Source organism: Paraflavitalea speifideaquila (assembly GCF_032395985.1).
Taxonomy (GTDB): Bacteria; Bacteroidota; Bacteroidia; order Chitinophagales; family Chitinophagaceae; genus Paraflavitalea; species Paraflavitalea speifideaquila.
In genome coordinates this window covers 3069379-3095478 of the sequence record NZ_CP135920.1, presented here as the reverse complement: position 1 = coordinate 3095478, position 26100 = coordinate 3069379, and the positions used below count along the sequence as shown (strand labels likewise).

The following is a 26100-nucleotide window of genomic DNA, read 5'->3' as shown; positions in this document are numbered from 1 at the left end:
AAATGGCTGGCCGTTGTAAAGTGCCGGTATTCCCTTAGCAGGGGTTGGTGTTCCTTTACAAGGGTTGGCTGGCCGTGGTAAAGCTATGGCAGCCTGTTGTACTGCGCCGCCTGCCGGTACCCAACGGATGGCTATCCGTTATGTACCGCTCATCAACAGTTGTAAAGCAGCGGCTGGCCGTGTACAAGCCATGGCTGGCTGTTGCAAAGGCCCCGGCGGGGGTTGTAAACGGCTGATTGGCCGTTTAAAAGAAATAGCCCTTTTTATTGACAAATCTCATAGCAGCCCTCAAAAACCATATACTACCGGCCAACACAATTAATATTTATCAAATAATAATACCTTACCGGGCACCTATATACTAATAAACTATACAGTACCGTTATATACAAAACAGCTATCCGGAAAGCATCTATCAGGTATCCTGCATGCACAACCGCCCTTAACCCCGTACCTGCCGCTCATTATTCTTGTACAAGCCATTGGTTAATCGTTTATCAGTAGCAGCCTGTGCCACTACAAAGCGGCATGCGCCCAATAAATTATTTTAAACCTCAAAAATTCAATTATCATGAAAATGCCAAGATTAAAAACCGACTTCACCGTATTTACTGATCCTGAGCTGGAAATTAAAGCGCAGGCCATTGTAGCAGCAATGACAGACAATGTTTGGTTTACCGCCCCCGTGCCTAGCCTTACGGTCGTAAATTTGCAGATAACCACTTACTCGGCCGCATTGGCCAAGGCGCAAACCCGCGATAAAGCCGAAGTTGCCAACAAAAACCTGGTGCGCGGCACATTAGAAAAACCTTATTCGACCTGGCCGGGTATGTAGCTTTTACGGGCAGCGGCAATGAGGCAATATTGGTAAGCAGTGGTTTTGAACTGGTAAAACCTGCCAGCAACCAACCGCCTATTGGGATGCCCGAAAATTTTTCGGTAGGCATTGGCATCAATGAAGGCGAAATAGTATCTACCGTTGACCGTGTAATGGGCGCCAAATCTTATATTCACGAATACACTGCCGACCCGCTTACGCCCGCCAGCGAATGGACGCAACAGTTTACCACCGTACGCAAATGCACTTTTGGCGATCTTGAGCCTGGTAAAAATACTGGTTCAGGGTGGCAGCCATTGGCCCCCGCCAGCAAATAGCCTATACCAACGTTCAGTTGCGTATGGCTGCCTGATGCAGCATCAACTATTTGCTTTCCATTATACCGAAAGGCAGGCAGGCACCAGCATTACTGGCGCCCTGCCTGCCTTCGCGGTTAATTTTTATCTGCTGCTGCAGGGCCTTGCCCATGCATCAACTGTTAACTATCATCTGTTATCTATCCTTCCTCTTGCTCATACCGCTCTACACACAAACTACAATGCCAGGCTACGGGTTCACTATTGCCTGTACACCATGCTCTAATTTGCCAGCGGATTGCTTTGCAACTCTACATCGGGCAGGGCAAACAGGAACTTTGAAGGGGTTGGTTTACGAATGGGTTGTTTGATCACATTGCGTACTTCAGTAATCAGTTGCGCAGCCCTTCCGGTGCGTACCATATCAAACCAACGTTTGGCTTCGCCTATGAACTCATACCCTCTTTCACGAAATACCATATCGTCAAATGCAGTTTGAGACAATCCAGCTGGTAAGTCGGCCAAGAGACTTGGCGCATCAAAACTCACCCCATAAGCTCTTCTACGCACGGTATTGATAGCAGTATAAGCCTCCACTGTAGGGCCATTGACCTTATTGTCGGCTTCTGCAAAGATCAGGAGTATATCAGCAAAGCGGTACAGGTAAAAATCGTTGCCATTACCGGTATCGATCGGCGCATCGGGGTCTTTGTATTTTCCCAAACGGATATCATAAATATCTGTTTCCACTTCCGCTTTTACCACCTGCCCATTGATCACGTAGGTAGTATAAAGGCTAAACTGGCGGCGCAGGTCGCGTGTATCCCAGTTCTTGATCAGGGAGCCTGTGAAATAATGCCGCCAAATTTATTACCACTTACTGAATAACCGGCAGCCTTGGCTTTTGAATCGGCATAATATGAGGCCAGGAAAGAACCACGGTCTACAGCTTGCGTAAACTTCAGCGAAAATACATCTTCGGCATTGGTAGGCAGTACGGGCGAATACACAACAGCCAGCTGGGTTTCGAGATTATACCCATAGCTGGCTTTGTTATCAATTACTTCTTTGGCCTTCTCCCTTGCTTTTGGGTAATCGCCCTGCGTTAGGTACACATCTGCCAATGCTACCTTGGCGGCCCCTTGTGTGGCACGGCCTGGAGACAATGTTTTGGCAGGCAATATGTTTTCTGCAAACTTAAGGTCGTCAATGATCTGGTTATAGATCACCGGTATCTCTGCTTTGGCCAGCGGCCAATTGTTGAAATCCAATATAGGTTTTAACCGCAATGGTACTTTCCCCCACACCCTTACAGCAAAGTAGTAACAAATAGCCCTAATGAAACGTGCTTCGCCATAAGCCTTATCTTTTATGGCTTGCGTCAGGGTTTTATTGGAATCCAGGGAAAGGATGAGGTAATTAGCCCGCCCAATAGCTTCATACAAGGTAGTCCAGGGCGGCCCCATACTATTGGGATTGCTATTGATGTTGTTGTAATTGCCCCAGGCCACTTGTGAAGGACCGCCATCAGCATATTCACTCATCAGTTCCAGCCCCAGCCCCACCGTCGATTCCCATAAGCGCCCACGGCTTCGCGTAAGCGGTTCATAGGCGCCTGTAATTAATTGAGTCAATAATTCAGGCGTCAGTTCGCCCAGCCGCTGGGTGGCTTTGGGGTTTTCTTCCAGCAGTTTCTTACACCCTGTTTGGCCGGCGGTTACCAGCAACAAAGCAATGAGTAAAGTATAAAAAGTAATTGGTTTCATATTGCAAATAGTTTACAGTAATTGGTCAAGGTTAAAAACTGATACCGAATCCCAGGTTATAGGTTTTGGCTGATGGGTAAGCGCCCAGGTCTACCCCCTGCCGCCGGTCATTGCCATTAAAGCTATTCACTTCAGGATCGTACCCGCTATAACCGGTAAAAGTGATCAGGTTTTGCGCACTGAGGTAAACATTCAGGCTCTTAATGGCCTTGCTTTTCAATTTGAAAGTATAATCCAGCCGCACATTGCGCAGGCGAAAGAAATCGCCACTTTCCACAAACCGGGATGAACGCAAGTGGAAATTACCGGCTGTTTGGCTGGGTCTTGGATACAGCTCATTGGCTTCTTTCAGTTTATTGAACTGGTTGGAAATTACAGGGGTCGTTAAATCGTACCTGGCAAAATTGTTGAGCAGCATTCCGCTAACGCCCGCCCAGATCATACTTAATGAAAGTTGCTTGTACCGTACTGAAGGTGAAATGCCATAATACAAATCGGGATAGGGACTACCCGTTACCTGGTTGTCGGCTGCATTGATCACATCCCGGCCATTGCCGTCTTTATCGCCATTGAGGTTTTCATGGAGGGGTATACCGTCCTTATCAAGCCCCAGGAACTTAGGGGTGAAGAAAACCGAAAGTGGCTGCCCTACCCTGATAATACTATTGGAACCCGAGGCATCATTACCACCGGCGATGGTGGGTATATCTTTGTTGTCTTTTGTTTTGGTAACCTTGTTCTTGTTTTGTGAAAAATTAAGGTCTACGTTCACGCCCCAGTCGTCCGTATTGATGATGGTGGCACCCAGAGATACTTCCCATCCTTTATTTTCCACCGCACCTACGTTGTCTATGATCTGCCCCGGGCCTGTACCGATGCCCGCACTAACACCGCCTGATGGCGGTAACTGTACCAGGGCCAGCAGGTCGGAAGTTTTTTGATATAGTAGTCGAAGGTGATGCGAAATCTGTCACGCAGCAACCCCAGGTCGAGGCCGATATTGGTTTGCGCAGTCGTTTCCCATTTCAAAGCTGGATTGGCAAAAGTGGGAGCAATACCTACGGCCAATCCTGCACCAGCACCCTGCCCTGTATTTACCGTTTTGCCCAGCAGCAGTGATTGGTAGGGCTTAATGGCCGGGTTACCCGCCTGGCCCCAACTGGCGCGCAACTTAAGGTTGGATACCCAGGTAAATTTCTCCATAAACTTTTCACCCGTAACACGCCAGGCCGCCGATACAGAAGGGAATACGCCATACTTGTTGTCTGCTGCAAACACCGAAGCGCCATCACGTCTTATGCTGGCGGCAAACAGGTATTTATCGCTCATATTAAAACGAACCCGGGCAAATGCCGACAAAATAGTGTTCTCGGTGATATCTGTTAGCGGCTTGCTGATGGCATTGCCCGAGCTGAAATTATAGTTCTTCAGGTCATCACTGCCAAAACCGGATGCAGCCAGATCGGTTTGGTCATAACGGTCGCGCTGATAAGAAACACCGCCAATGGCTTCCATGGAAAGGTCACCGGTAAACGCGTGTTTGTATTCCAGGAAGTCTTCCACCAGGGCCGATGTTTTGTCATACTGTCCCAGTTCGGCCGATCCGATATTATTACCCAACCGGGGCAATATGCGCGGATAATACAGATCACGGCGTATATGGTAAAAGTCGCCTGACAGGCGCACGGTATTGGTAAGCCCTTTTACAATGGCCCACCTGATATCTATACCTCCCTGTATCCTGGTAGTGGTATTGCGGTCCAATATCTCCCTGGTCATCGCTACCGGATTTTCTGCATCAATCCCATTAAATCCAAAGGGGTCACATCGGTATAGGTACCATCGGCATTTTTGATGCCTACAGTGGGCAAAGCGCGTAGTACGGAGCCTATACCCGATTTACCAAAATTGCGCGTATTATCGCCAACAGCAGGAGAAAAACCATTCTGTACAGCCCTGGATACTGTAAACCGGGTTTGGATACTAAAATGATCACTTAGTTTATTATCCAGGTTTACCCTGATGGAACCACGTTTATAATTACTGCCTGCCACAATACCCTGCTGGTCTACATAACCACCGGATACATAATACCGGCTACGGTCTGTACCTCCCGAAACACTAAGGCTGTTATTCAGGAGCAATGCGGTGCGGAAAACTTCATCCTGCCAATCGGTGCTGACGGTAGGCGTAAAATTGACCAATTCAGCAGGAGCATTGCCTCCGGTATTGGCATAGTACCGCCTGGCAAAATCAATATACCCGGTACTGCTCATCATCTCCAGCTTTTTGCGCACCTGCTGTATGCCTACCGAATTTTCAAATACTACCCTTGGCTGGCCTGATTTGCCCGATTTGGTAGTAACCATCACTACCCCATTGGCACCCCTTGATCCATAGATAGCCGTGGCCGAAGCATCTTTCAACACTTCTATGGATTCGATATCTGATGGATTAATGGTGGCCAATCCGTTTACACCCCGTACATCATCATTAAACTGTGGCAGTCCATCTATAACATACAGGGGTTCATTACCGCCGGCAATAGAAGAAACACCACGTACGCGGATACTGATACCGGCACCAGGCTGACCTGATGTTTGCTGTACCTGTACGCCGGGCATGCGGCCCTGCATGGCCTGTTCTACGCTTACTACCGGCATTTCCCGGATCTTATCACCCCTAAGAGAGGTAACAGCACCGGTAAGATCGGTTTTCCGTTGAGTACCATAGCCCACTACCACTACTTCACCCAGGTCTTTTACATCTTCCTGTAGCTGTACGGTAACCGGGCTACCGGCCGTAACTGTTAATTCTTTGGAGGCATAGCCTACATAGGTAAATACCAATACGACCTTATCGGATGGCGCAGCAAGGGAGAAGGCTCCATCTTCGGCAGTGGTGGTAACAAGGTTGGTATTTTTGACCTGTACGGTTACGCCAGGCAGGGGTTTGTTATCAGGGGAGGATACTTTACCGGAAACCGGCTTGTTTTGTGCCAGGCATGGTATACCCGCAAGCAAAACAAAAATTACTACAAGTAACTTTGTTGTTGGCATATTAGCAATTGTTTTTGGTTAAATGGATGTTTCAGAAAACATCTATCGTAAGTTCAATATTTTTTACATAAGTACATGTTTATTAACGGAAACGTTTGCAGATAAGAATTCTCTTTAAACACTATTACGGTTTAGCTCAAACCATACAAATCTTAAACTTATCAGGTAGGCCTCCTTATCTCCCTCCACTAACCATCGCTCATCATCAACTCAACGTGTATTACCACACCGCGTACAGCAATAAACAAAACGCAGCACAGGTAATGAGCAACTTTAATTGTCGTGTTTACAATTAAAGTTAAAATCTGACAAAACCCGGTTAAATACCATAAACGGTTTATGAACTGTTCGTGATATTTTCGTTACATCCTTATCAAGGCATTTATAGCAAGGCTGTGAAAAACGGCGGGGTAGTTTATTGCCATACATCTTATCCAGAACCTGATCACGAAGTACCCTACAATATCTAAAATACATCAACATCACTTACCCTGGTAAGCGAACGATTGTACATAAACACTAAACAAACAAATCAAATTGCTTATGATTAAGCTTATTGCAGGCGCAGGATTAGCCTCCTGGCTATGTTTTTCGCCTGTTGCAGCCAAGGCTTTTGTTACCGGCCTGCCGTTTCATAAAAAGGCATGATGGCCATCACTGTTTCGGGTATCGTAAAGGATGCCAAAGGCGATCCATTAGCCGGCGTAACGATACAGGTAAAGGATTCACAAAAAGGTACGGCCACCGATGCCAAAGGGGCATTTAGCCTGGAGGTAGCTGATGGCGAAAGCATCCTGGTATTTTCTGCAACAGGTTATACACCGCAGGAAATAAAAGTGGGCAACCAAACCAGCATAACCATTACGCTGCAATTGCGCGCTGCCAGCCTGGATGAAGTTGTGGTGGTAGGTTATGGCAAGCAGAAGAAAGGTGAAATTACGAGTGCCGTTGCCAGTGTAAAGGCGGAAGATTTCACTAAGGGTTTTGCGCGGGATGCGGGTCAATTGATACAAGGAAAGGTGGCCGGCGTAGCCGTGGTAACTGCCAGTGGCGACCCCAATGCTACCACCTCCATTTCCCTGCGTGGTAATAGTACCATCATGTCATCCACCCAACCGCTGGTACTGATCGACGGTATTCCCGGACAGCTTAATACGGTAGCCCCGGAGGATATTGAATCTATTGATGTATTGAAAGATGGATCGGCCGCTGCCATATATGGTACCCGGGGTACCAACGGGGTGGTATTGATCACTACGCGCAAAAAGGGCAGCCGCCCTTCTACCATCATGTATGAAGGGCAGGTGAACATACAAACCATTGCACGCAAGATGGATTTCATGACTGCCGATGACTATCGCGCGGCCATCAAAGAGGGCATCTTCCCGGCAGCCAACGACCTGGGCCAATCTACGGACTGGCTGGACCTGATCAGCCGTGATCCGCTCAGTCAAACGCATAACCTTACGCTTCAGGGGGCAATGCGCAAACCAACTACGTGGCTTCGCTCAACGTGCGGCAATGGCAGGGGTTTTTCAAGCGTTCAGAAAACAAACAGTTGACGGGCCGGGCGGATATTAACCATTCCATGTTTGACAACAAGTTGAAAATAAACCTCAACATCATTGGCCGCAACCGGAATTTTTCAATGCGCCTAATTACTCTTATATATACCGGCAGGCGTTGATCCGCAACCCTACGGATAGTGTGTACAATGCAGCTGGCTTTTACCGGGAAGATCCCAATGCCTATAACTACGACAATCCCTTGCGTCCTATAGAGGAAGTGAGTGGTGAGTCTACCGTAAACGAAATGCGTTACAATGCGAATATCGTTTTCACACCGATCAAAAACCTGAACCTGAAACTGTTGTTGTCTTCTGTAAAGTTGACCTCTCAAAATGGCTATGCAGAAAACCTGCGGCACAAGTCGTCAGAGGTACTTAAAAGGACTGGGTATGCTTCGCGCAGTACTGATTATACGCGCGATAACCTGCTGGAGCTTACAACTGATTATACGCGCCAGTTTAACCAACACCGGGTAACGCTGCTGGGTGGTTATAGCTGGCAGGATGTAACAAATGAAGGATTTAGCCTGAACAACTCTGATTTCCCTACCGACCTGTATACTTATAACCGCATCCAATCGGGCGACGCGTTGTATTTCAACAACAATACGATGGGTATGAGCAGTTATAAGAATAACCACAAGCTCATCGGCTTTTTTGCCCGATTGAATTATGTATTTGACGAAAAGTACATGTTGATGGCCAGCCTGCGCCACGAAGGCTCTTCCAAGTTTGGCGCCAACTACAAATGGGGTAATTTCCCTGCGGTATCAGCCGGATGGCGCATCAACCGGGAATCCTTCCTGGAAAATGTGGACTTCATCAATGACCTGAAACTGAGGGCCGGTTTCGGAGTTACGGGTACTGTACCATCTACCCCCTACCTGTCGCTCATTAGTATGAACTATAACAGCGGCAGCCGCTTTTTGTACAATGGCCGCTGGATACAACCGATCGAGCCAGTGCGTAACCCCAACCCGGATCTACGCTGGGAAAAGAAAACAGAGTACAATTTCGGATTGGACTTTGCCATCTGGGGCAGCCGCATCAGTGGTAGTATTGATGTGTACCAGCGCCATACCAAGGACATGTTGTACGATTTCCCGGTACCGGTTCCTCCCAACTTAAGTAGTGTTACAACAGCCAATGCGGGCGAGATGAAGAACCAAGGGGTGGAAATATTGCTTAACTATGATGTGATCCGCACCAAGGATTTCGAATTCAGCAGTAATATTACCTGGTCAACGAATAAAAACAAGCTGGTATCGATCTCTTCCGATTCCCGTTTCAAACTGGCCAATGATTTCTTTGATGCCGGACATACTGGGGAGCCTATCCAGCTAATCACACACCGGGTAAAAGTGGGCCTGCCAATTGGCAACTTCTATGGGTATAAATCAATCGGTATTGATGATGCCGGCAAATGGATCATCGAAGACAAGGATGGCAATCCCAAATCGATCCTGGATGCCAAAACGGATGACCGGAAGATATTGGGCAATGGTGTTCCCAAACAAACAGCCGGTGTAAACCTGTCCTTCCGGTACAAGCGCCTGGACCTGGCAGTTAATATGCGGGGCGCCTTCGGTTACCAGATCCTGAACTTCCAGCGGATGTATTATGAGAACCCTTCTGTTAAGGCCTACAATATGCTTACCAGCGCTTTGGATAAAGTATATGGAAAAGTACGCTTAACCTCCCCCTGGCTTATGTATCGCATTATATCGAGAATGGCGACCACTGGAAGATCGACAACGTAACGCTTGGTTACAATATCAATACTACAGGCATTAAGTATATGAGAAGTCTGCGTGTATATGCATCGGCACTCAACCTCCTCGTGATCACCAAGTATAAGGGCCTTGACCCTGAGGTAAACCGCCTGGGCCTTGATCCCGGTAATGACTCCAGGGATAAATACCCCACTATGCGGACTTTCACATTAGGCGTCAACATTACTTTTTAACTAAAGCATTAGCACTCACTTTATGAAAAAGCAATCAATTCTCTGCTCAATTTACCTGGCCCTTGGCGTATCTCTCCTACTGGGCGGCTGTACCAAGCTGGATGAAGAAGTATATGACCAGGTATTGGAAACTTCTTATAAACCTACAGATAAGGACATTCCTTCCATTATCGGCTCGGCCTATACACCGCTTCGTACGGTGATGATTGGCTGGCAGGGAGATTTTGACCTGCAGGAAGAACCGGCAGATATTATCGTAACGCCGGTGCGGCCCAATGGCTGGTATGATGGCGGTACTTACCAACGTATGCATAAACATGAATGGAATGCTGCGGAATGGCAACCGATCAATAGCTGGAATCAGAATTACCGGGGCATCAATACAGTGAACCGCATCCTGTCGCAGATCGATGAGGGGTCTATTCCCGTATCGACTGGCAAGGCCGAACTGATCGCAGAACTGAAGGGGCTGCGTGCGTTCTATTACTCAGTACTTGTAGACAATCATGGCAATGTGCCGCTGGCGGTGAACTTCAAGGATGCATCATTGCCCAAGCAAAGTGCGCGGGCAGACGTATACAAATTTGTAGAAAAGGAATTGCTGGACAACCTGGCGCTACTAAGCACCAAGAATGATCAAACGACTTATGGCCGTTTCAATAAATGGGCTGCGCACGCCACACTGGCCCGCCTGTACCTCAATGCGGAAATATATACAGGTACGCCTCAATGGGAAAAATGTATTGAACAATGTAATGAGATCATCGACAAAGGGCCTTTTGTATTGGAAAGTAATTTCAAAACCAATTTTCTGACGAATAACCATACATCGAAAGAGCTGGTATTTGCAGTACCGTTTGACGAGATCCTTGCTACGGGCAATACGATTCACATGAAAACGCTGGCCACGGCCCACCTGAATGTATTGGAAATGGCGGCTCAACCCTGGGGAGGTAACTGTGCGGTACCTCAATTCATTGACACCTATGATCCCGATGATACGCGCTTGAAAGATACCTGGCTACAAGGACCTCAACGCAACGTGAGCACAGGCGCGCTGATCCTCACGTATACCAAACCCGTGCCCAGCATTGACAGTACAGGATTTTTTGATGGTTTCCGGATTGGTAAATACGAGATCAAAGCGGGCGCCCGCAATGCACTGAGTGTTGACTATCCCGTATTCCGCCTGGCTGGTATCCTGATGATGAAAGCCGAAGCGCTGCTCCGTACCAATAAGGCCGCTGATGCTGCGGTGATCGTCACCAATGTAAGAAAAAGGGCCTTCCCTGCTCCCAATGCAGCCAAGGCCACAGTTACAGGGGCCCAGCTATTGCTGGGCAGCTCTTATAAATATGGCTGGCAAAACAAGGATGGTTCTATTGCTGAATACCAGGGCGGAGATGATATTCCCTTTGGCCGTATGCTGGATGAACTGGGCTGGGAATTTGCAGCAGAGGGGCAACGCCGTCAGCAGTTGATCCGGTTCGGTGTATACCATCGTAAGACCTGGTTCAACCACCGTCCTAAAAACGATGGCAAGAAACGCATTTTATTCCCGATACCTCAGGTAGAGATCGACAAGAACCCCAACCTGGTACAAAATCCGGATTATAAATAGGCAAGCAAGATTCCTTATATAGCAGTTAGTTTGGTAACCCCTTGTTTTTACAAGGGGTTTTCCTCCTTATATTAATATTATGAAACGATTCCAACTGGCCATCGTTGCCACGATTGCCCTCCTCATACTCACCCTGTCGCAATGTATGGAAGCGCCGGAACCTACTATCAGTGCCGCCACCGATTGGCGGGGCAGCCAGTATGCGGGCGCTGCAACCTGCGGCACCTGCCACCGGGATATTCATACAAGTTACCTGGCTACCGCACACCGGCACACTTCTGCCAGCCCTTCTCTTACCAGCATTAAAGGCAGCTTTGAGCCAGGCAGGAATGCCTTCCATTATCGCGCTAATGTAAAGGTGGCTATGGAACAGCGCAATGGCTGGGTGTACCAGGTGGCTTATATGAATGAGGTAGAAAAGCAGGCTTTTCCTTTTGGAGTGGTAATGGGATCAGGCCGTAAGGCGCAAACCTATTTGTTTTGGATGGATGACAATGTATTCCAGTTACCTGTATCCTGGTCGAAGGTGGCCAATAACTGGGTAAACAGTCCCAGTTATCCCGCCGACAAAGTACGATTTGACCGGCTGATCAATATCGGTTGTTTTGAATGCCACGGCTCTTTTATTGAACGCAAGGGCATGCAGCAAGAGGGAGAAAGGCTGGTAGATTACTTCGACAAAACAAAGGTGATCTATGGTATGGATTGTGAACGTTGTCATGGGCCAGCCGCCGACCATGTAAGCTTCCACACGGCGCATCCTGAAGAAAAGGAAGCACAACATATTGCCATTTATAAGAAGTTGACCAGGCAACAGCAGGTAGAGCTTTGCGCACAATGCCATTCAGGAGGCCATACCTCCAAAGGATCCATCTTTTATTTCAAGCCCGGCGATTCGCTGACGCAATATTTCACTGCCAACGTAAAAGCTGGTGGAGATGTACGACAATTGGATGTACATGGCAACCAATACCAGTTGCTCAGCGGTAGTGCCTGTTATATCAAAAGCAATATCCTTACCTGTACCTCCTGCCACAATACCCATGTGCAGGAAAGAGACAATATGCCGGTGCTTTCCCAACGTTGTCAAAACTGCCACCAGCAGCAGGCACATAGTTTTGATGGGCAATTGCCGGCCAATGCGATCAACAGTAATTGTATCGACTGCCATATGCCGGCCCTCCCTCCCGCGCCATTACCCTGAAGCAGGAACAAAAAGTGGCTGCTGATGCCAACCTGGTACGCACGCACCTGGTTGCTATTTATCCGGAGATCACTAAAAGGTTTATGGATTCATTGAAGGCCACGAAGTAAAGCTACGAGCTGTGAGCTGCGAGCGAAATGCAGTAAGGCGCGTCAATGCCGGGCGGCGATTTTAGCTTTCATGATCTGTGCAATGGACTGTGCCCGGTCGATGGCTTCATTGGCTTTATCGCCTGCAAATAGCTGGCGTACGGTTTCCTGCCACAGGTAAAGCCACCTGTCGAAATGCAAGGGATCGAGGGGATACAAGGCATTCAGGTCTATATGCTTCACCATGGGATTGCCTTTGTAAGATTGCTTGCCCAGGAGGAGGGTTTCCCAGAAGGAGATCATTACGGGAATATGGGCTTCCCAGCTAAAATAAACTACGCGCGTGAAGAAATGACCGATCAGGCGATCGGGCACCACTTTCTTGTAGAATTCATTCACCAGCAGCTCTATATCTTCACGGGTTTGTATGTCATGCATAAGAATACAAAATTACTCATTTGCCGGGAGTTCCTGTTGAGGGGATCACCGTTTTTGGAGTCGCATTCCATCCTTCTATGTTCACCAGGGGAGTCAGGGACTTGTCGTTCCATTCGATGAAAACATACTTTCGTGTATAAGGTAACAGCGTGATATAATTATCGCTGTAGAAAGCCGGCAGTATCCGTTCTTTGGTCAGGGGATGCAATATTGAAATACGATTAAAGAAGGCAATAGCGCCAGTCTCATTTATTAGCTCTACGCCCATTTGGCCGGGCTTTTCAATCGTTGCGTTAAGAACCAATGTGGCTGGCTTCAGTTCGTTGAGACCTGTGTATTGTCCATTGGCAGCAGGCAGCCAGTATATATTGTTGCTAAAGGTGCGTTTGTTGGTATTGCTTAAATGAATAGACAGGAATATTCCTTTCGCAGCCCGGAGTTTATCCAGGGTATCCTTTATGCTCTTAAATGTATTGACAGCGCCGGCATCCAGTTTCACAATGCCATAGCCACCAGGCAGCGCTGTACTATGCCCATCCATGTCGAAAGCTTCCACGGTCAGGAAACCATTATTAATGGAAGTGAAACGATTGTTAACTGTCATGACGGTACCTTCAACGGGGTTATACATGGCATGTACAGGCTCGCCGCCATTACGCAGGCCATAGAGGCAGGCATTGGGATCGAGGTAGTAATCGTACATCTGGCCGCGCAGGGCTGTCCAGGGGTTTTGTGTTTTCCAGATGATGGTACCGGTGTACCAACTCCACATGTGGGCGCTGAAACCTTCCATGAGGGCACGGTACTGATCGTAATTAACCAGTTGTGCTTTCATGGCAAAGTCACGCGCATCTTTTACGGGGCCGTAGCGGCTAATATAATCCTGGTAGCCTATATACTTATGGTATTCCCATACCGGATCAGCTTTCTCGCGGGCACGTTGGCCATTAGCGGCAGCCGTATACACGGGAGGGGCCATATTCTCCATAGGTAGGAATCGTTTCAGGGATTCATAATCGCCCAACCCTACCGACCCCACTTCTGAGTTGAAGGGGTAGGTGCGGAATTTCCAAAAGGTATCAGTAGGCTGAATATTGTAAGGACCATCTCCATTTCCTTTCAGTATGTTCATCGACATGCTGTCGGAATTGAGTAATCAAAGAATACGCGTGTACCATCCAACTGGGGCAAGAGGGAATCGCGCATAGCCGTGAGGATATCATCGGGCGGCGTAATCTCATTGCCGCCGCACCAGATAGCCAGGGAAGGGTGATTGCGGATGAGTTTGATCCCATCGGCCACGGAACGCAGGAACAGGTCGTGGTCATCAGGATATTTGCGCCTCGTGGCCTGGTCCTCTGCTTTCTTAGGGTCTTGCCAGCGGCCATTGCAATCGCCCGACATCCAGAAGTCCTGGAATACCAGCATACCATATTTATCGCAGGCTTTATAAAACTCCGGCCGTTCCAGTAAAGCTCCTCCCCATATACGAATGAGGTTGAGGTTCATATCACGGTGGTAACGTATTTCCGCATCATACCTTTCATCAGTAAGGCGCAGCATGGCATCGGAGATGATCCAGTTGCCGCCTTTGATGAATATCTTTGTCCGTTGACGTTGAACTGACTGCTCAAGGTGGTAGTATTCCATACCCGTTGGATCTCCCGCACGCCGAAGGTTAGTGATTCTTTATCGCAAGGCTTGCCACTGACCAGGAATTGTAATTCGGTAGTATACAGCTCCTGACTGCCATAACCTGCCGGCCACCAGAGCCGGGGATTGCTGAGTATGGCATTGGGTAAGGTAACCACTGTGGTGCTATTGGCCGGCAATGTAACCTGCTTCGATATCTTCTTTCCTGCCAGGCTGTATTGCAGTACACCCTGCATGGGTTTATTGGAGGTATTTTCCAGTTCGGCGGCCATCTTAATAATAGCTGGCTGCTGCGGCCCCGAAGGAATCCTTTTACCCGGCACCAATGTTACCACATGCGGATTCTTCAGATTCACCATGCCGGTCTTTTCAATATACACCTTGTCCCAGATACCGGTATTGCGATCCCGGATAGGCTGTATCCAATCCCATCCTGCTACGTATTGATGGGATACATTTTTGGCTATGCGGCCATCACCACCTTGACCGCCATTGGGATTGCCTACCGGATCGGGCGGATACACAATCACTGCCAGCCTGTTACGGCCATCTTTACTGAGCCATGGAGTGATATTGTATTCCTGCCTCAGAAACATGCTTTTGTGGGTAGCAGCATTGAGCTGATGACCATTAAGGAACACATCACAAGCATAATTGACGCCACGGAATTGCAGCCACACCTGCTGACCGGTAACAGGATAGGCTTCTTTAAAATCCTTGACAAACCAGTAGGTATAATATTCCCGGCCAGTAGTATAAATATCGGGTATCAATTCATTGTTCATGCCATAAAGGGATCGGGAACCTGTTGATGATACAGCATGTTGGTGAGTACTGTGCCGGGTACAACAGCAGGTTTCCAGCCTGATAAATCATAGGAAGGAAGAGACAGATCGGTTCCCCGGGCTTTGGTGGTAGCTACGGGTGCATATTGCCAACCGGTGTTCAGTTCATAACGATCCTGGGATACTGCCTGCAGGGAAAAGAGGCAAAGTAATATGGAGAGTGTACGTGGAAACATCTTGTGGGTTGTGAATAGTTCAACTGTTACTTCGATGAGCACTTTTGCCGGGAAAGCTATTTGTTCTCCGGGGTGAAAGCAAAAGCCAATGCCGGATAAGATGCTGTTGATTTCAACAGGGCAGCAGGCAGGGATATATTCACCGTTTCACCTTGCTGTACCCATTTAACGGGTTGACCAGTTTGTAATAATTTGATCTTAGTGCCTTTCTTTGGCAGGTTCCCTCTCCACTCAATCATTGCAGGCAAAGGCTCTCCTTCTTTTAAGCATACCAAAGCATATAAGGTAACGGAATCCTTGCTTCGGGTAAAAAATGTACTCCCCTGCTGATAATTATTAATGGTACGGGTGCCATAGATCGCATCACCATTTACCTTCATCCATTCGCCAATGGCAGCCAATCGCCCGGTGGCCTCTGCAGGCAAGGTTCCATCTGGTTTGGGCCCAATGCCCAGCAATAGGCTGCCTCCTTTGGCTACAATTTCTATGAGTGAATGGATCACTTTGGCAGGCGATTTAAACTGATCATTGGCCACAAACCCCCAATTATTGGCCAGGGTCATACAACTTTCCCAGGGATAAGCCAGTTGTTTCTCAGGTATGCGCTGTTCGGGTGTTTGGTAATTCTCATAAGGTCCATGTACGGTACGGTCTACTACCAACAGGCCAGGTTGATTGCGCCTGGCCATCGCGGCGATTTTGGGCATGTCAATATCCTGGCTCCATTCAGGTATGGGTGCACCCCAGGAAAGCACTTCAGCATTCACGGTTTCGCGCGGACGTACCCAGCCGCCATCCAGCCAAAGGATATCCATGGCGCCATAATTGGTCATCAGTTCCTGGATCTGGTGATAGGTAAATGCTTTGTATTTATCCCAGCGCCAGGGATATTTGCGTATATCGTAATTATTGTTGCGGTTGGCGGTAGCATATTTAGGCCACCAATAATTTTCTGTATGCCAGTCGGGTTTAGAAAAATATGCGCCGATCATGAACCCTTCCTTGCGGAATGCATCAAATACATGCTTTGCTACATCGGCCCTGGGGTGAGCGGCAAAGGGACCATTGGAGATCTTAAAGTCCGTTTCTTTGGTATCGAACATGCAAAACCCATCATGGTGCTTGGTGGTAAATACCAGGTATCGCATCCCGGCTCCTTTACCAGCAGCCGCCCACTGATCGGGATTGAACTGTACGGGATTGAAGTCTTTTTTTTAGCCCCCAGTACCATTTCTTGAAATCGTCATAAGCCATATTGCTGTCCCGGTCGATCCAGTCTTCCGAACAAAGGGCCCAGGATTCGATCATACCAGGCACTGCATACAGCCCCCAATGGATGATCATACCAAATTTCTGGTCCTGCCATTTATCCAACTTTGTTTTTACCAATGGATCGGCTGGCCATTCATAGGTGGCAGATTGGGGTGAACACCCTGCTGGGCATTAACAGTACAAAACAGTAATAACAATAAAAGACTGAATAAACTACGCATAATGCCCTGCCGCTTTTGGTTAAAGATGCTAATTTTATGATGAACGCTATTTGTATCCTATTACTACCCTTCGACTACCCTTCAGCTACCCTTCGGGTACCCAACAAACCTACTTATGAATTAATGAGGTTCCTAATTCATGTGGCGGCTTTTGGCCGAAATCAGGTAAGATTACCTATAACGACCTATTATGGCTAATTTTGTCCCTACTGCATCTCTTCAGCAGTCAATTGCCAGTTATGATCATAGAAGCCGGCCATCTTAAGACCTGTTGCCCCGCTGTGCAACATATCCAATCCAAAGATCATAAAATCGGGGAACCCACTGGCGCCGGCAAAGTATTGATTGGCTGAAGCGGCCTGCATACCTTTTAAGCCGCTACCGGTAACTGCTGCCACCGAAGCAAGGGAAGAATTCTTAATAGGCCACACCAGGTAGGCGCCATGCTGATCACCAGTTAATAGTTGTTTTCCAGCAGTGATGATATTTTTATCAACCTGTATGGGGCAATCGCTTAACAAGATAGTCCAGGCGCTGTTGGTGGATTTATTGCCATACAAGATCACGCCACGGTCTTTGTACTGTTCGGGTTTATAATCTTTATCGGCAATGATATCTACTGCTCCATTGCCCCGGTAGTACCAGGTTTCTGCATCGAAACGGGCTTTCTCCAGTGCCCAGGCATTTTCTTCCTTGGAACCGGTGGTACCATACACGAATACCATATTGTGGTTAAAAGCATCTTTGAAAGTGCCATACCGGTGCGGGCCTTTTTGCCAGGCATCGGGCTGCGTAGTGATCATCCATTGGTTGTTTTCTTTTACCAGCACCAGGCTATCCTTATTGCTTTGGATGGTATAGCTCAAAGTGGGGGCTCCGTCTAATATTACTTTAACCGTAGTACCGGCAGTAAAATCACTCAAGGCAAACTTTAGCAAACGTACATTGCTGGTGGTACCGCTAATACTGCCCGCCGCCCTGTCTCTACGCAATTGCAGGCGACTGTATTGCAAGGGGTGGGTTTGTTGCAAAATGGTTGCCCAGCGAAAAGAAGCAGAAATACCAGGACTAGCTGTGCTGAAATCAATGGTATTCACACTGCTGTCGGGCAGGCGGTGATGCCATTGAAAGAAATCGAACAAGGGCTTCCAATCCACACTATGATCACCAAACCAATGGCTGCCGCCGGGATATTCATAGTAGCTAAGGTCGGCATGAAAATCACCCAATAACTTCCGCATTTGCCGGGCATAAGTTACCGGCACCGTTCTGTCATCATCGCCATGAAATATATACACCCCATGGGCTTTATAATTAGTAGCCAGCTTGGGCACATCACTTTGGTTGCCCGAACGCAGGAGCAATTGCTCCAGGGGATTATTGCTGCTGTCCGGTATCAGCCCATCGGCCGATCCATATCCCTTCATGGTGGGATAACCGGCACAGGGTGCAATGGCCGCCCACTGATCGGGATAGGTAGCGCCCAGGAACCAGGTACCATGGCCACCCATAGAATGACCAGTGAGGTAAATATTTTGCGGGTTGGGTTTGAACTTTTCTTTGGCAATACCCAGTACTTCCATAGCGTCCAGCCTGCCCCAGTCTTCCCAGTTAAAACCCCGTGGGCGGCGGTTGGTAGCAGCAACCAGCGTACCCCAGTCTTTGGGTTTGTAAGCCCGGGCCTGGTTAATGGCTTCTACCCCTGCCCCGTGTACGGATAAGAACAGGGCGCTATTGCTGTTGTGAGGCGTTGATTGGGGTGTCACCGAATAATACTGCAGGCTTCCATCAATGGCACTGGTGAAAGTGCTGTTGTATTGTTCGGCAGGTGTTACTGCTTCAATGCTTATCTTTTTTTCATCCAGCATCCTCCCTTGTCCAGCAAGGTAACTGTACATTCATATTTGCCTTTGGTTTCAATACCGCTGCCATCAAAACTGAAGGGCACTTTACGGGATGACAGGGCAGGAATGGCAGGTACGCTTATCGACACCTGTTTGCCCTGCAAAACACTTTTGAGCAAGAGGCCTTGCAATGGCTTGCCGGAGGTGTTGAGCACCACGATGGCGCCCTGCAATACACCCGACTGCAGTCCCGGCACCACAAAAGGCATGGTAAGATCATCTGCACTGAGTTGTACTGGTTTACCAGGAAAGCTAAGACTGGCCACTGCGGTAGCGCCCCGCACATAAAATTCATTCAGTCCTTTTTTGAGTTGGATGGGCAGGTACAAATAACCCATGCTATAAGGATCGCCTGTATGCTGTTCTCCATTTACAAATACGCCACTATTGCCTTTTATATTGAGCAGTGCGGTTTGTGCTTTGGAAGAAGTATAGGTCAGGTAGATATAACTACCGCCGGCACCCAGGCCACCCCTGGTAGCGCCCGGCGTAACACCCGGCCAGCCGGCGCGCCACCTCTTGCGGCTCCTCCCCGCAGGCGGAGCCGGTGGGTACTATCGGCCTCAATGGGTTGCCAAATGATGGGCTGCCCTTTATCATTGGCGCCAATACTGTCACCCGCTATTGGGGTTTTCAGGGTTTGGGTATACAGGCGATAAGCCAGCTCATCGCTATATACTGCTTCGCGGCCATAGCGGCTGGGCAGGTTGGCGATCAATCCTTTTCAAAATAGATCTCCTGACTAAAGGCAGGGAACTGTGCCAGGAGGGCAAGTATCAATGCAGCGGTAAGTATTGATCTCTTCATGGTTGCGGGAACAGAAACGGGTTTGAAAATGTAATAGCCAGGTTTACGGACTAAAAATATTGATTAATGAGATATGTTGCGTCAAACAAATTATTGTATCCCTTTTCACACTTTTCCATAATGGGTTACGAGTTATTATTGGTACCTTGGATAGATTCACCCCTTCACAAAAAAACCTACTTATGAATCGCTTGCTGCAGTACTTTCTGCCGGCCCTTTTTCTTATCACACCTTCTGTACTTTGGGCACAATCAGCAACCCATTCTGTGATCCTGTTTAAGGATTCTTCCTGCCGGCTGGTGTTGAAACCACTTGACTCCGTCGACAACCCCGCCAATGAAGAAGTGAGCAATGCTACCTTAACTTTTTATAAATCAGGAAAGCTTATTTTTATTGATTCGCTATACAGCTATATGCCAGGTATTGAATTTAAAGATTTTAATAACGATAAGATTAAAGACATCGTTATCCCTTTTGTTTCCAGCGCCCGTAGCTGTATTTATAATCACCTATACCTTGTTGACCCAATCAAAAAGCAGTTGAAACGAGTGGCGGGGTTTGAAGAGCTGCCCAATCCTTCTCTTTCAGATACAAAATATAATATTATTACAACCCTGGCGCTATATGGCAGTACGCAAGCCTTCGCGTTTTACCGGATACTACGAAATGGTAAACTCATTGACCTGGGGCCTTATGTTAAATTAGATTTGGGAGGCCCAGACGATAATCAATTAGAAAAAGCTATACACCAAATTCTATTGCAGGACAAGAAAAACGCTGCAATAGTACGCAAGCATGTAAACAAGAAATAACTTGCCAGTGCTGGCATTTTCCTGATCATTGGCACCATGATCATCTATTCACAGTTCAACTTCCTCACCAATGAAAAACTGGGTTATGATGACAGTAACCTGGTGATGGTTGATATTCGTTATAACAGGGGTATTAAACATCAAGATGCGCAGGTATTAAGGGACGAATTGATGAAATTGGTGGGTGTTTGCCATGGCAGGTATATTGGTAGCCTTGATCGCACTGGTAACGATAAGCTTCCATGCCATTAAAGCAGCCATGGCCAACCCGGTTAAGAGTTTAAGATCGGAATAAAAACAGGGGCTTAGGCCCCTGCCCTACTATTTAATCTTCTTCTTCATCTTCTTCCAACCAATCCATATAATCACTATACCATTCGCCCAGTTCATCCAACAGTACCTGTAACTGTACAGGATCGTTATTGAAAAAGCCGGCAACATCGTCAATCTCTTCTACGATATCAATATGGGCATTGTCATCATCGTCCTCTACCCTTTTAGCGATAAAACGAGGCTCCTGGGTATGGAATATATACTCATTATCCGGATCAGTAACCGGATCGTCGGCGATCATGAATTTAGGTAAAGCCATAATTGATATTATTAAATAATTGAAACCAAAGGTACTACGTAAAACGATTGATGCTTACACCCCATCCAGGGTTTATTTACGCTCAAAATACGTTTTGATTGGGTAGGGCTGGTCCTTTTTCGTCCTTTTGTTCTACAAAAATTAGCCATGTTAAAAAAACAATTCCTGTACTAATTAGCCTCCTCTCCTGTGTTCATCTCCAGGCGCAACAAACTGCAGCAGAAAGGCCAGGCCGGCCCTATTTATTAAAGACCAATTGGGACCAATATGGCCTTTATACCAAATATACTCCCAATAATGAAGTATTAGGCTGCTGGAGCACCGCTATGGCTCAGATACTATATCACCACCGGCTACGGCCCAGTGGCCTGGTCAACTACCAGTGCAGTAAGGGCTTTGTGATTACGGACACCCTGGATAAATACGCCTTGTCCTGGACCGATTTTAGCGCCTCATTAGACTCCACTTCCTCCCCCGGGTTATTGAAACGGTAGCCCGGTATTCGATGCTCACCGCCGAAGCCATACGCAAGGATTTTGGGAGCTCCAGGTACCTGCAAATGGTAAACCCTGCCGGGCAGATCGAAAAGTACTTTACCTGTAAAGCTACTTTCTATGCTGCTTTCAGCGGAGACATTCCTATTTCACCCGCCCAGGTGGAATCCATAGCCAAAAAAAGAAAACATACAACACCTCATTGGCCCAGACAGTGTGCAATTGATCATACAACAGGAAATCAGCCACCAACGCCCTGTATATTTCCATTTTGGCAATTTTACTTCCTATGGGCATTCCACTGTTATTGATGGATACTTTGAAGAAGCCGGCATTTTTGGGTACATATCAATTATGGATCAGGCGGCAAACGTACCGGATGGTACAAGCTGTTTCAACCAATTGATGTGGTTGATGATATTAAACTAAGGGCCTTTGTAACCATTAGCCCTTTGCAGACAAAGGCAGGAAAATAAGATCATGCTTTCTTCAATGATAGCTTCAACGCTACGAAACCAAGCACCCCGGCCAACACTGAACCTAGGATGATGGCTATTTTGGAACTGATCACGAGGGTTTCATCGGTAAAAGCCAGGTGGGTGATAAAGATGGACATGGTAAAGCCAATACCTGCCAGCAAACCGGTCCACAACAAGTGTACTTTACGAACACCCAGTGGCATTTTGGATAATCCTAATAGAACGCTCAACATGCCAAACAGGAAAATTCCCACGGGTTTACCTATCAGTAGACCGAGCATAATACCCAAACTATTGGAAGACCCAAGGTCTTCCCTCCAGGTGCCGGGTATTGCAATGGCCGTATTGGCCAGCGCAAACAATGGAAGGATAAAAAATGCTACGGGCTTGTGCAAAACATGCTGCAAATTATAAGAGGTTGATCTTTCATCACCATTCCCAAAGGGAATGGCAAATGCAACCAACACACCAGTAATGGTAGCATGTACACCCGAGCGGTGCATAAAAAACCACATCACTACGCCCAATACCAGGTATATCCATACCAGGTGTATCCGTAGCCTGTTAAGTATCAGCAAAATGGCAAAGATGCCTAAGGCTAGCCCAAGGTAAAGGGCCGAAATGCCTTTGGTATAAAAGAGGGCTATAACGAGTATAGAGCCCAGGTCATCAATAATGGCCAGGGCAGCCAGGAATACTTTTAATGAAGCGGGTACACGATTTCCCAACAGCGAAAGCACACCCAGGGAAAAAGCGATATCGGTTGCCATAGGAATGGCTACGCCATCCTGCGCCGGCGTACCGTAGTTAAATACAAAATGGATCAACGCTGGTACTGCCATACCACCAACGGCGGCAAAAACCGGTAACATTGACTTTTTAATTTCAGCCAGTTCACCATTGTAAAACTCCCGCTCCAGTTCCAACCCTACCATCAGAAAAAGATGGCCATCAGGGCATCGTTGATCCAAAACTCAACAGGCTTATTACCCACTTCTGTATGCCACAAATGAATATAGCTTTCGCCCAGGGTGGTATTGGCAAGGATCAATGACACCAAAGTACAAGCCACGAGGATCAGCCCCCAGCCTTTTCACTATTGAAGAAGTCCGTAAATAACCTTGTCAATCTCATAATGGGTCAGTATTGCAGTTTTGATTTTCGACCCGCTAAGATACAACTATAAGTATGTTACAACATTAACTTTCAAGTATTTAATAGCTGGCTATAAACCGGAGCTGGTATTCATTAATGAGGGCATGCAATGATTTGAAGCGCCCCCGTCCGGCACTTCCTTCAGCGCCATTGATCTGCCTGCATTTTTCATTCAGTTCATCAATGTAAGCGATCAGGCGCTCATTAAAGACTTTTTCCTGTAGATAACGCTAGCAGCATTTACTTCTAACAGGTGGGTTTCCATGCTGTCTTCTGCAAACCGGCGTAATTCAAGAACTTCGGTTAGCGTGTGATTCATACTGTACAATTTATTGTCAGGAATTCATGTTGACCAAATACTCATTCGGGCGATCGGCTTTTTGTGTTCCATTGCCAATAATCAGACCCTATCCTTACTATTTTGACCACGCAGTAGCTCTTTTACGTTTCAATGAATTCTCCTGCACCTTTTCCAGCTCACGCTTTAACTCTATATTTACCGACATCAGGGAATCATTTTGCAATATCAATTCCCTGTTCTTCAGCTTGTACGATACCCGTTGCTTGAAAAGGCAGGCGCTCAATGATAATAAGGCCAGGATAAATAGTATAAGGAAAATGGAGTAATTAAATTTCATGCTGCTCGCTTTCCGCAGCAAATTGGTTCCGCATGATTAGGCACCGCTTAGTTTGACATTATAATTGGATTAGAATTTGGCAGCAGGCAGTATAATGTGGAATAAAGTCCCTTCTCCCTGTTGAGAGTTAACAGTAATTTCGCCTTTGTGCAGTTTAACAATCCGGTGTGCCAGGGACAAGCCCAGGCCAAACCCGCCGGTACCATTGGTATGATTGACGCGGTAAAAAGGCTGGAATATGTATTTCAATTCACTTTCGGGTATCCCAATCCCCTTGTCTTCCACGGAAATAATAAACTGATGATGTTCTGTATCCAGCTTTACAACCGCTTTGTGATCGGCCGAATACTTGCAGGCATTTACTACAATATTGCGTACTGCCAGGGAAAGCAGTTCGGCATTGCCAAAAACAATCAGCGCATCATCTTCCAGGGGCATATTGCCGAAGGAGAGGGAAACAATATACTCCGGACCGATCTTATTGATATCCGCCGGTAGCGCTAGTATTATCTCATCTACCCTTACCGGTTGGAGCTCCAGTCCGCCAGGGTTGCCCGAAGCTTGTGCAAACTCCAGCAGGGTTTGCGTAAGTTTGCCCAGGTGCCGCACATCCTGGTAAACACTCTGCATTACCCCCGGTATTTATCTGCTTCCCGGTCTTTTTGAGCGACACTTCCAGCTGGCTGGAGATGGAGGTTAACGGCGTAGACAATTCATGGGAAGCATTGGCAATAAAACGCCTTTGCATATCAAAGCTTTCCTGCAAACGGTTCAGTAATTGATTCAATGTTTCGGACAGGTATTGCCATTCATCATGCACCTTACCTGCACGGATACGCCGGTTGAGATCCTGGGCGGAGATCTCGTTGATATCGTCTGCAATCTTTTTAATGGGCTTCAGCAGGCCACCCGAAAAGAAGTAACCAGCGGCAAAAGCAATGATACTACCTGTTAAAAAGCTAATCAGCAGGATATGCCGAAGCTCCTGCAGTTTATTCAATCCCAATTCATCATAGGCTGCCGCCACCACCACCACCCGTCGCTTGTCGGGATCAGCATGGTGATATGCCACAGCTTCTTTGGTACCGATCCTGAAATAAACCGTTCCTTTAACCCGGGCATCATCCAATATGGTTTTATCTACTGTAAGAGTATCACCGGGTTCATCGCTATAGCTATACACTTTTTGGCCCAGGTAATCATAGGCCTGCAAGGTCTTTTCCTTCAGCGACATCAAGGTAGAGGAATCAATGGTGCGCAGCAGGTTCTGATCAAACAGGTTGGGCTGATCAAGTAATCGTGCGCGGGTAATGGCCCGATTGGTCAACAGCAGGATAATATCCTGGGTACGTTCTGTACGGGAGAAATAATAGACGGACCCGCAAACAAAAAGCAGGATCAGCAATACAATGCTTCCAAATAGCAGGGTGATTCGAAGTCTTACCGGCATCAGGAGGAGCTTTCCTTTAAAACATATCCCATTCCCACTTGTGTTTGTATCAGCCGCTGCGAAAAATGCTTGTCGATCTTGTTTCGCAGGTAATTGATATACACATCAATCACATTCGTATTGGTATCAAAATCTATTTCCCATACATTTACGGCGATATCAGCGCGGGATACTATCCTGTTCTTGTTGCGCAGCAGGTATTCCAATAGCTGAAACTCTTTCATGGTGAGTGATATCCTATTGCCTGCACGTACTACCTCCATTTTATCGAGGTCCATCGTAAGGTCAGCAGCGCTTAAAATATTACCCACCGGTATTTGCTGGTTCATGGTACGTTTCAGCAATACCCTGATCTTCACCAGCAATTCTTTGAACTCAAAGGGCTTTACCAGGTAATCATCGGCCCCGGCATCATACCCCTCCATTTTATCATTCAACCTGCCCAATGAGGTAAGCATAATAATGGGCACCTGCGCATTTTTACTGCGAATGATCTTGCATAGATCATACCCATTGATGCCAGGCAGGTTAATATCCAGTATCACCAGGTTAAAATCATGCGCCATAAATACACGCTCCCCAATCTTGCCATCATAAGCTACTTCTACATGGTAGCCATTCTCTTCCAAACCCGCTTTCAAGGTATCGGCAATCTTATGCTCATCTTCCACGATCAATATCTTTCTTTCTTCCATAGGCTGCTACAGATGGGTAATTTCACTACTAAGTTACGGCAGAAAAAGCAGCTACGAGCCATG

Annotated in this window: 30 protein-coding genes and 2 pseudogenes; 11 read left to right on the top strand and 21 right to left on the bottom strand. The window is 47.3% G+C overall.

Going from position 1 to position 26100, the window contains the following annotated elements:
• Positions 1–85 precede the first annotated feature (85 nt).
• The 3 genes from RS881_RS21260 (at position 86) to RS881_RS21250 (ending at position 1155) form a co-directional block, all read left to right on the top strand.
• Positions 86–322, top strand: a complete 237-nt coding sequence (locus tag RS881_RS21260; RefSeq protein WP_315822913.1) for a hypothetical protein — start codon at positions 86–88, stop codon at positions 320–322.
• 255 nt (positions 323–577) lie between these two features.
• Positions 578–835 (top strand): hypothetical protein, encoded by a 258-nt coding sequence (locus RS881_RS21255; protein ID WP_315822912.1) that lies wholly within the window; start codon positions 578–580, stop codon positions 833–835.
• Between the two features lie 29 nt (positions 836–864).
• Positions 865–1155 carry a hypothetical protein gene (locus RS881_RS21250; RefSeq protein ID WP_315822911.1) on the top strand — a complete coding sequence of 97 codons (291 nt, stop codon included), beginning with the start codon at positions 865–867 and terminating at the stop codon, positions 1153–1155.
• Between the two features lie 261 nt (positions 1156–1416).
• On the opposite strand, the gene RS881_RS21245 is transcribed toward RS881_RS21250, so the two are convergent.
• From RS881_RS21245 to RS881_RS21225, 5 genes are read right to left on the bottom strand one after another with little or no spacing between them, the layout of a single operon-like run.
• Positions 1417–1914: a RagB/SusD family nutrient uptake outer membrane protein gene (locus RS881_RS21245; RefSeq protein ID WP_315822910.1), complete on the bottom strand. Its 498-nt coding sequence runs from the start codon at positions 1912–1914 to the stop codon at positions 1417–1419.
• Between the two features lie 56 nt (positions 1915–1970).
• Positions 1971–2900 (bottom strand): RagB/SusD family nutrient uptake outer membrane protein, encoded by a 930-nt coding sequence (locus RS881_RS21240; RefSeq protein ID WP_315822909.1) that lies wholly within the window; start codon positions 2898–2900, stop codon positions 1971–1973.
• A gap of 31 nt (positions 2901–2931) precedes the next feature.
• Complete coding sequence (locus RS881_RS21235; protein ID WP_315822908.1) at positions 2932–3735, bottom strand: SusC/RagA family TonB-linked outer membrane protein; 804 nt, start codon at positions 3733–3735, stop codon at positions 2932–2934.
• Positions 3736–3749: 14 nt separating this feature from the next.
• Entirely contained in the window at positions 3750–4679 is a 930-nt protein-coding gene (locus RS881_RS21230) for a TonB-dependent receptor domain-containing protein (protein WP_315822907.1), read from the bottom strand.
• Between the two features lie 2 nt (positions 4680–4681).
• Entirely contained in the window at positions 4682–5959 is a 1278-nt protein-coding gene (locus tag RS881_RS21225) for a SusC/RagA family TonB-linked outer membrane protein (protein WP_315822906.1), read from the bottom strand.
• Between the two features lie 644 nt (positions 5960–6603).
• Between RS881_RS21225 and RS881_RS21220 the strand changes: the two genes are divergently transcribed.
• The 5 genes from RS881_RS21220 (at position 6604) to RS881_RS21200 (ending at position 12317) form a co-directional block, all read left to right on the top strand.
• Positions 6604–7521: a TonB-dependent receptor plug domain-containing protein gene (locus tag RS881_RS21220; RefSeq protein ID WP_315822905.1), complete on the top strand. Its 918-nt coding sequence runs from the start codon at positions 6604–6606 to the stop codon at positions 7519–7521.
• A gap of 121 nt (positions 7522–7642) precedes the next feature.
• Positions 7643–9286: a TonB-dependent receptor domain-containing protein gene (locus tag RS881_RS21215; RefSeq protein WP_315822904.1), complete on the top strand. Its 1644-nt coding sequence runs from the start codon at positions 7643–7645 to the stop codon at positions 9284–9286.
• A gap of 38 nt (positions 9287–9324) precedes the next feature.
• A complete protein-coding gene (locus tag RS881_RS21210) occupies positions 9325–9492 on the top strand; it encodes a hypothetical protein (RefSeq protein ID WP_315822903.1) in 168 nt (55 codons plus the stop codon).
• Positions 9493–9514: 22 nt separating this feature from the next.
• Entirely contained in the window at positions 9515–11113 is a 1599-nt protein-coding gene (locus RS881_RS21205) for a RagB/SusD family nutrient uptake outer membrane protein (protein WP_315822902.1), read from the top strand.
• A gap of 79 nt (positions 11114–11192) precedes the next feature.
• On the top strand, positions 11193–12317 hold the full coding sequence (locus RS881_RS21200) for a multiheme c-type cytochrome (protein ID WP_315822901.1): 1125 nt from the start codon (positions 11193–11195) through the stop codon (positions 12315–12317).
• Between the two features lie 152 nt (positions 12318–12469).
• Here RS881_RS21200 and RS881_RS21195 read toward each other — a convergent pair whose 3' ends face one another.
• The 10 genes and pseudogenes from RS881_RS21195 to RS881_RS21150 form a co-directional block, all read right to left on the bottom strand.
• Positions 12470–12844, bottom strand: coding sequence for a group III truncated hemoglobin (locus RS881_RS21195; RefSeq protein ID WP_315822900.1), 375 nt, complete (start codon positions 12842–12844; stop codon positions 12470–12472).
• Between the two features lie 16 nt (positions 12845–12860).
• Positions 12861–13982, bottom strand: coding sequence for a hypothetical protein (locus RS881_RS21190; protein ID WP_315822899.1), 1122 nt, complete (start codon positions 13980–13982; stop codon positions 12861–12863).
• Positions 13973–14353 (bottom strand): glycoside hydrolase family 2 TIM barrel-domain containing protein, encoded by a 381-nt coding sequence (locus RS881_RS21185; protein ID WP_315822898.1) that lies wholly within the window; start codon positions 14351–14353, stop codon positions 13973–13975. The genes RS881_RS21190 and RS881_RS21185 overlap by 10 nt, the downstream gene beginning before the upstream one ends.
• Positions 14350–15282, bottom strand: coding sequence for a glycosyl hydrolase 2 galactose-binding domain-containing protein (locus RS881_RS21180; RefSeq protein ID WP_315822897.1), 933 nt, complete (start codon positions 15280–15282; stop codon positions 14350–14352). The genes RS881_RS21185 and RS881_RS21180 overlap by 4 nt, the downstream gene beginning before the upstream one ends.
• Positions 15279–15560 carry a hypothetical protein gene (locus tag RS881_RS21175; RefSeq protein ID WP_315822896.1) on the bottom strand — a complete coding sequence of 94 codons (282 nt, stop codon included), beginning with the start codon at positions 15558–15560 and terminating at the stop codon, positions 15279–15281. The genes RS881_RS21180 and RS881_RS21175 overlap by 4 nt, the downstream gene beginning before the upstream one ends.
• 14 nt (positions 15561–15574) lie before the next feature.
• Positions 15575–16669, bottom strand: a pseudogene (locus RS881_RS21170) (alpha-L-fucosidase); the annotation flags it as partial.
• 7 nt (positions 16670–16676) lie between these two features.
• Positions 16677–16892: an alpha-L-fucosidase gene (locus RS881_RS21165; RefSeq protein ID WP_315822895.1), complete on the bottom strand. Its 216-nt coding sequence runs from the start codon at positions 16890–16892 to the stop codon at positions 16677–16679.
• A 325-nt stretch (positions 16893–17217) separates the two neighbouring features.
• Positions 17218–18909: a carboxylesterase family protein gene (locus tag RS881_RS21160; protein ID WP_315822894.1), complete on the bottom strand. Its 1692-nt coding sequence runs from the start codon at positions 18907–18909 to the stop codon at positions 17218–17220.
• A complete protein-coding gene (locus RS881_RS21155) occupies positions 18858–19253 on the bottom strand; it encodes a hypothetical protein (protein WP_315822893.1) in 396 nt (131 codons plus the stop codon). Before RS881_RS21155 ends, RS881_RS21160 begins: the two co-directional genes overlap by 52 nt.
• A gap of 98 nt (positions 19254–19351) precedes the next feature.
• Positions 19352–19633 carry a hypothetical protein gene (locus tag RS881_RS21150; RefSeq protein ID WP_315822892.1) on the bottom strand — a complete coding sequence of 94 codons (282 nt, stop codon included), beginning with the start codon at positions 19631–19633 and terminating at the stop codon, positions 19352–19354.
• A 148-nt stretch (positions 19634–19781) separates the two neighbouring features.
• Here RS881_RS21150 and RS881_RS21145 point away from each other — a divergent pair, with 148 nt between their 5' ends.
• Together RS881_RS21145 and RS881_RS21140 are read left to right on the top strand one after the other, a co-directional pair.
• The gene (locus RS881_RS21145; protein ID WP_315822891.1) at positions 19782–20534 is read left to right on the top strand and encodes an XAC2610-related protein; all 753 of its coding nucleotides are present in this window, start codon (positions 19782–19784) and stop codon (positions 20532–20534) included.
• Between the two features lie 36 nt (positions 20535–20570).
• On the top strand, positions 20571–20786 hold the full coding sequence (locus tag RS881_RS21140; RefSeq protein ID WP_315822890.1) for a hypothetical protein: 216 nt from the start codon (positions 20571–20573) through the stop codon (positions 20784–20786).
• A gap of 73 nt (positions 20787–20859) precedes the next feature.
• On the opposite strand, the gene RS881_RS21135 is transcribed toward RS881_RS21140, so the two are convergent.
• Entirely contained in the window at positions 20860–21126 is a 267-nt protein-coding gene (locus RS881_RS21135) for a hypothetical protein (RefSeq protein ID WP_315822889.1), read from the bottom strand.
• Between the two features lie 98 nt (positions 21127–21224).
• Between RS881_RS21135 and RS881_RS59795 the strand changes: the two genes are divergently transcribed.
• Positions 21225–21620: a C10 family peptidase gene (locus tag RS881_RS59795; protein WP_350340156.1), complete on the top strand. Its 396-nt coding sequence runs from the start codon at positions 21225–21227 to the stop codon at positions 21618–21620.
• Positions 21621–22098: 478 nt separating this feature from the next.
• Here the strand turns inward: RS881_RS59795 and nhaA are convergent.
• From nhaA to RS881_RS21110, 5 genes and pseudogenes are all read right to left on the bottom strand, one after another.
• A pseudogene (gene nhaA / locus RS881_RS21130) lies at positions 22099–23156 on the bottom strand (Na+/H+ antiporter NhaA).
• A gap of 514 nt (positions 23157–23670) precedes the next feature.
• Positions 23671–23892, bottom strand: coding sequence for a hypothetical protein (locus RS881_RS21125; RefSeq protein WP_315822888.1), 222 nt, complete (start codon positions 23890–23892; stop codon positions 23671–23673).
• Positions 23893–23961: 69 nt separating this feature from the next.
• The gene (locus RS881_RS21120; protein WP_315822887.1) at positions 23962–24522 is read right to left on the bottom strand and encodes a sensor histidine kinase; all 561 of its coding nucleotides are present in this window, start codon (positions 24520–24522) and stop codon (positions 23962–23964) included.
• Entirely contained in the window at positions 24404–25342 is a 939-nt protein-coding gene (locus tag RS881_RS21115; protein WP_315822886.1) for a histidine kinase dimerization/phospho-acceptor domain-containing protein, read from the bottom strand. Before RS881_RS21115 ends, RS881_RS21120 begins: the two co-directional genes overlap by 119 nt.
• Positions 25342–26037 carry a response regulator transcription factor gene (locus tag RS881_RS21110; protein ID WP_315822885.1) on the bottom strand — a complete coding sequence of 232 codons (696 nt, stop codon included), beginning with the start codon at positions 26035–26037 and terminating at the stop codon, positions 25342–25344. Before RS881_RS21110 ends, RS881_RS21115 begins: the two co-directional genes overlap by 1 nt.
• Positions 26038–26100: the final 63 nt, after the last annotated feature.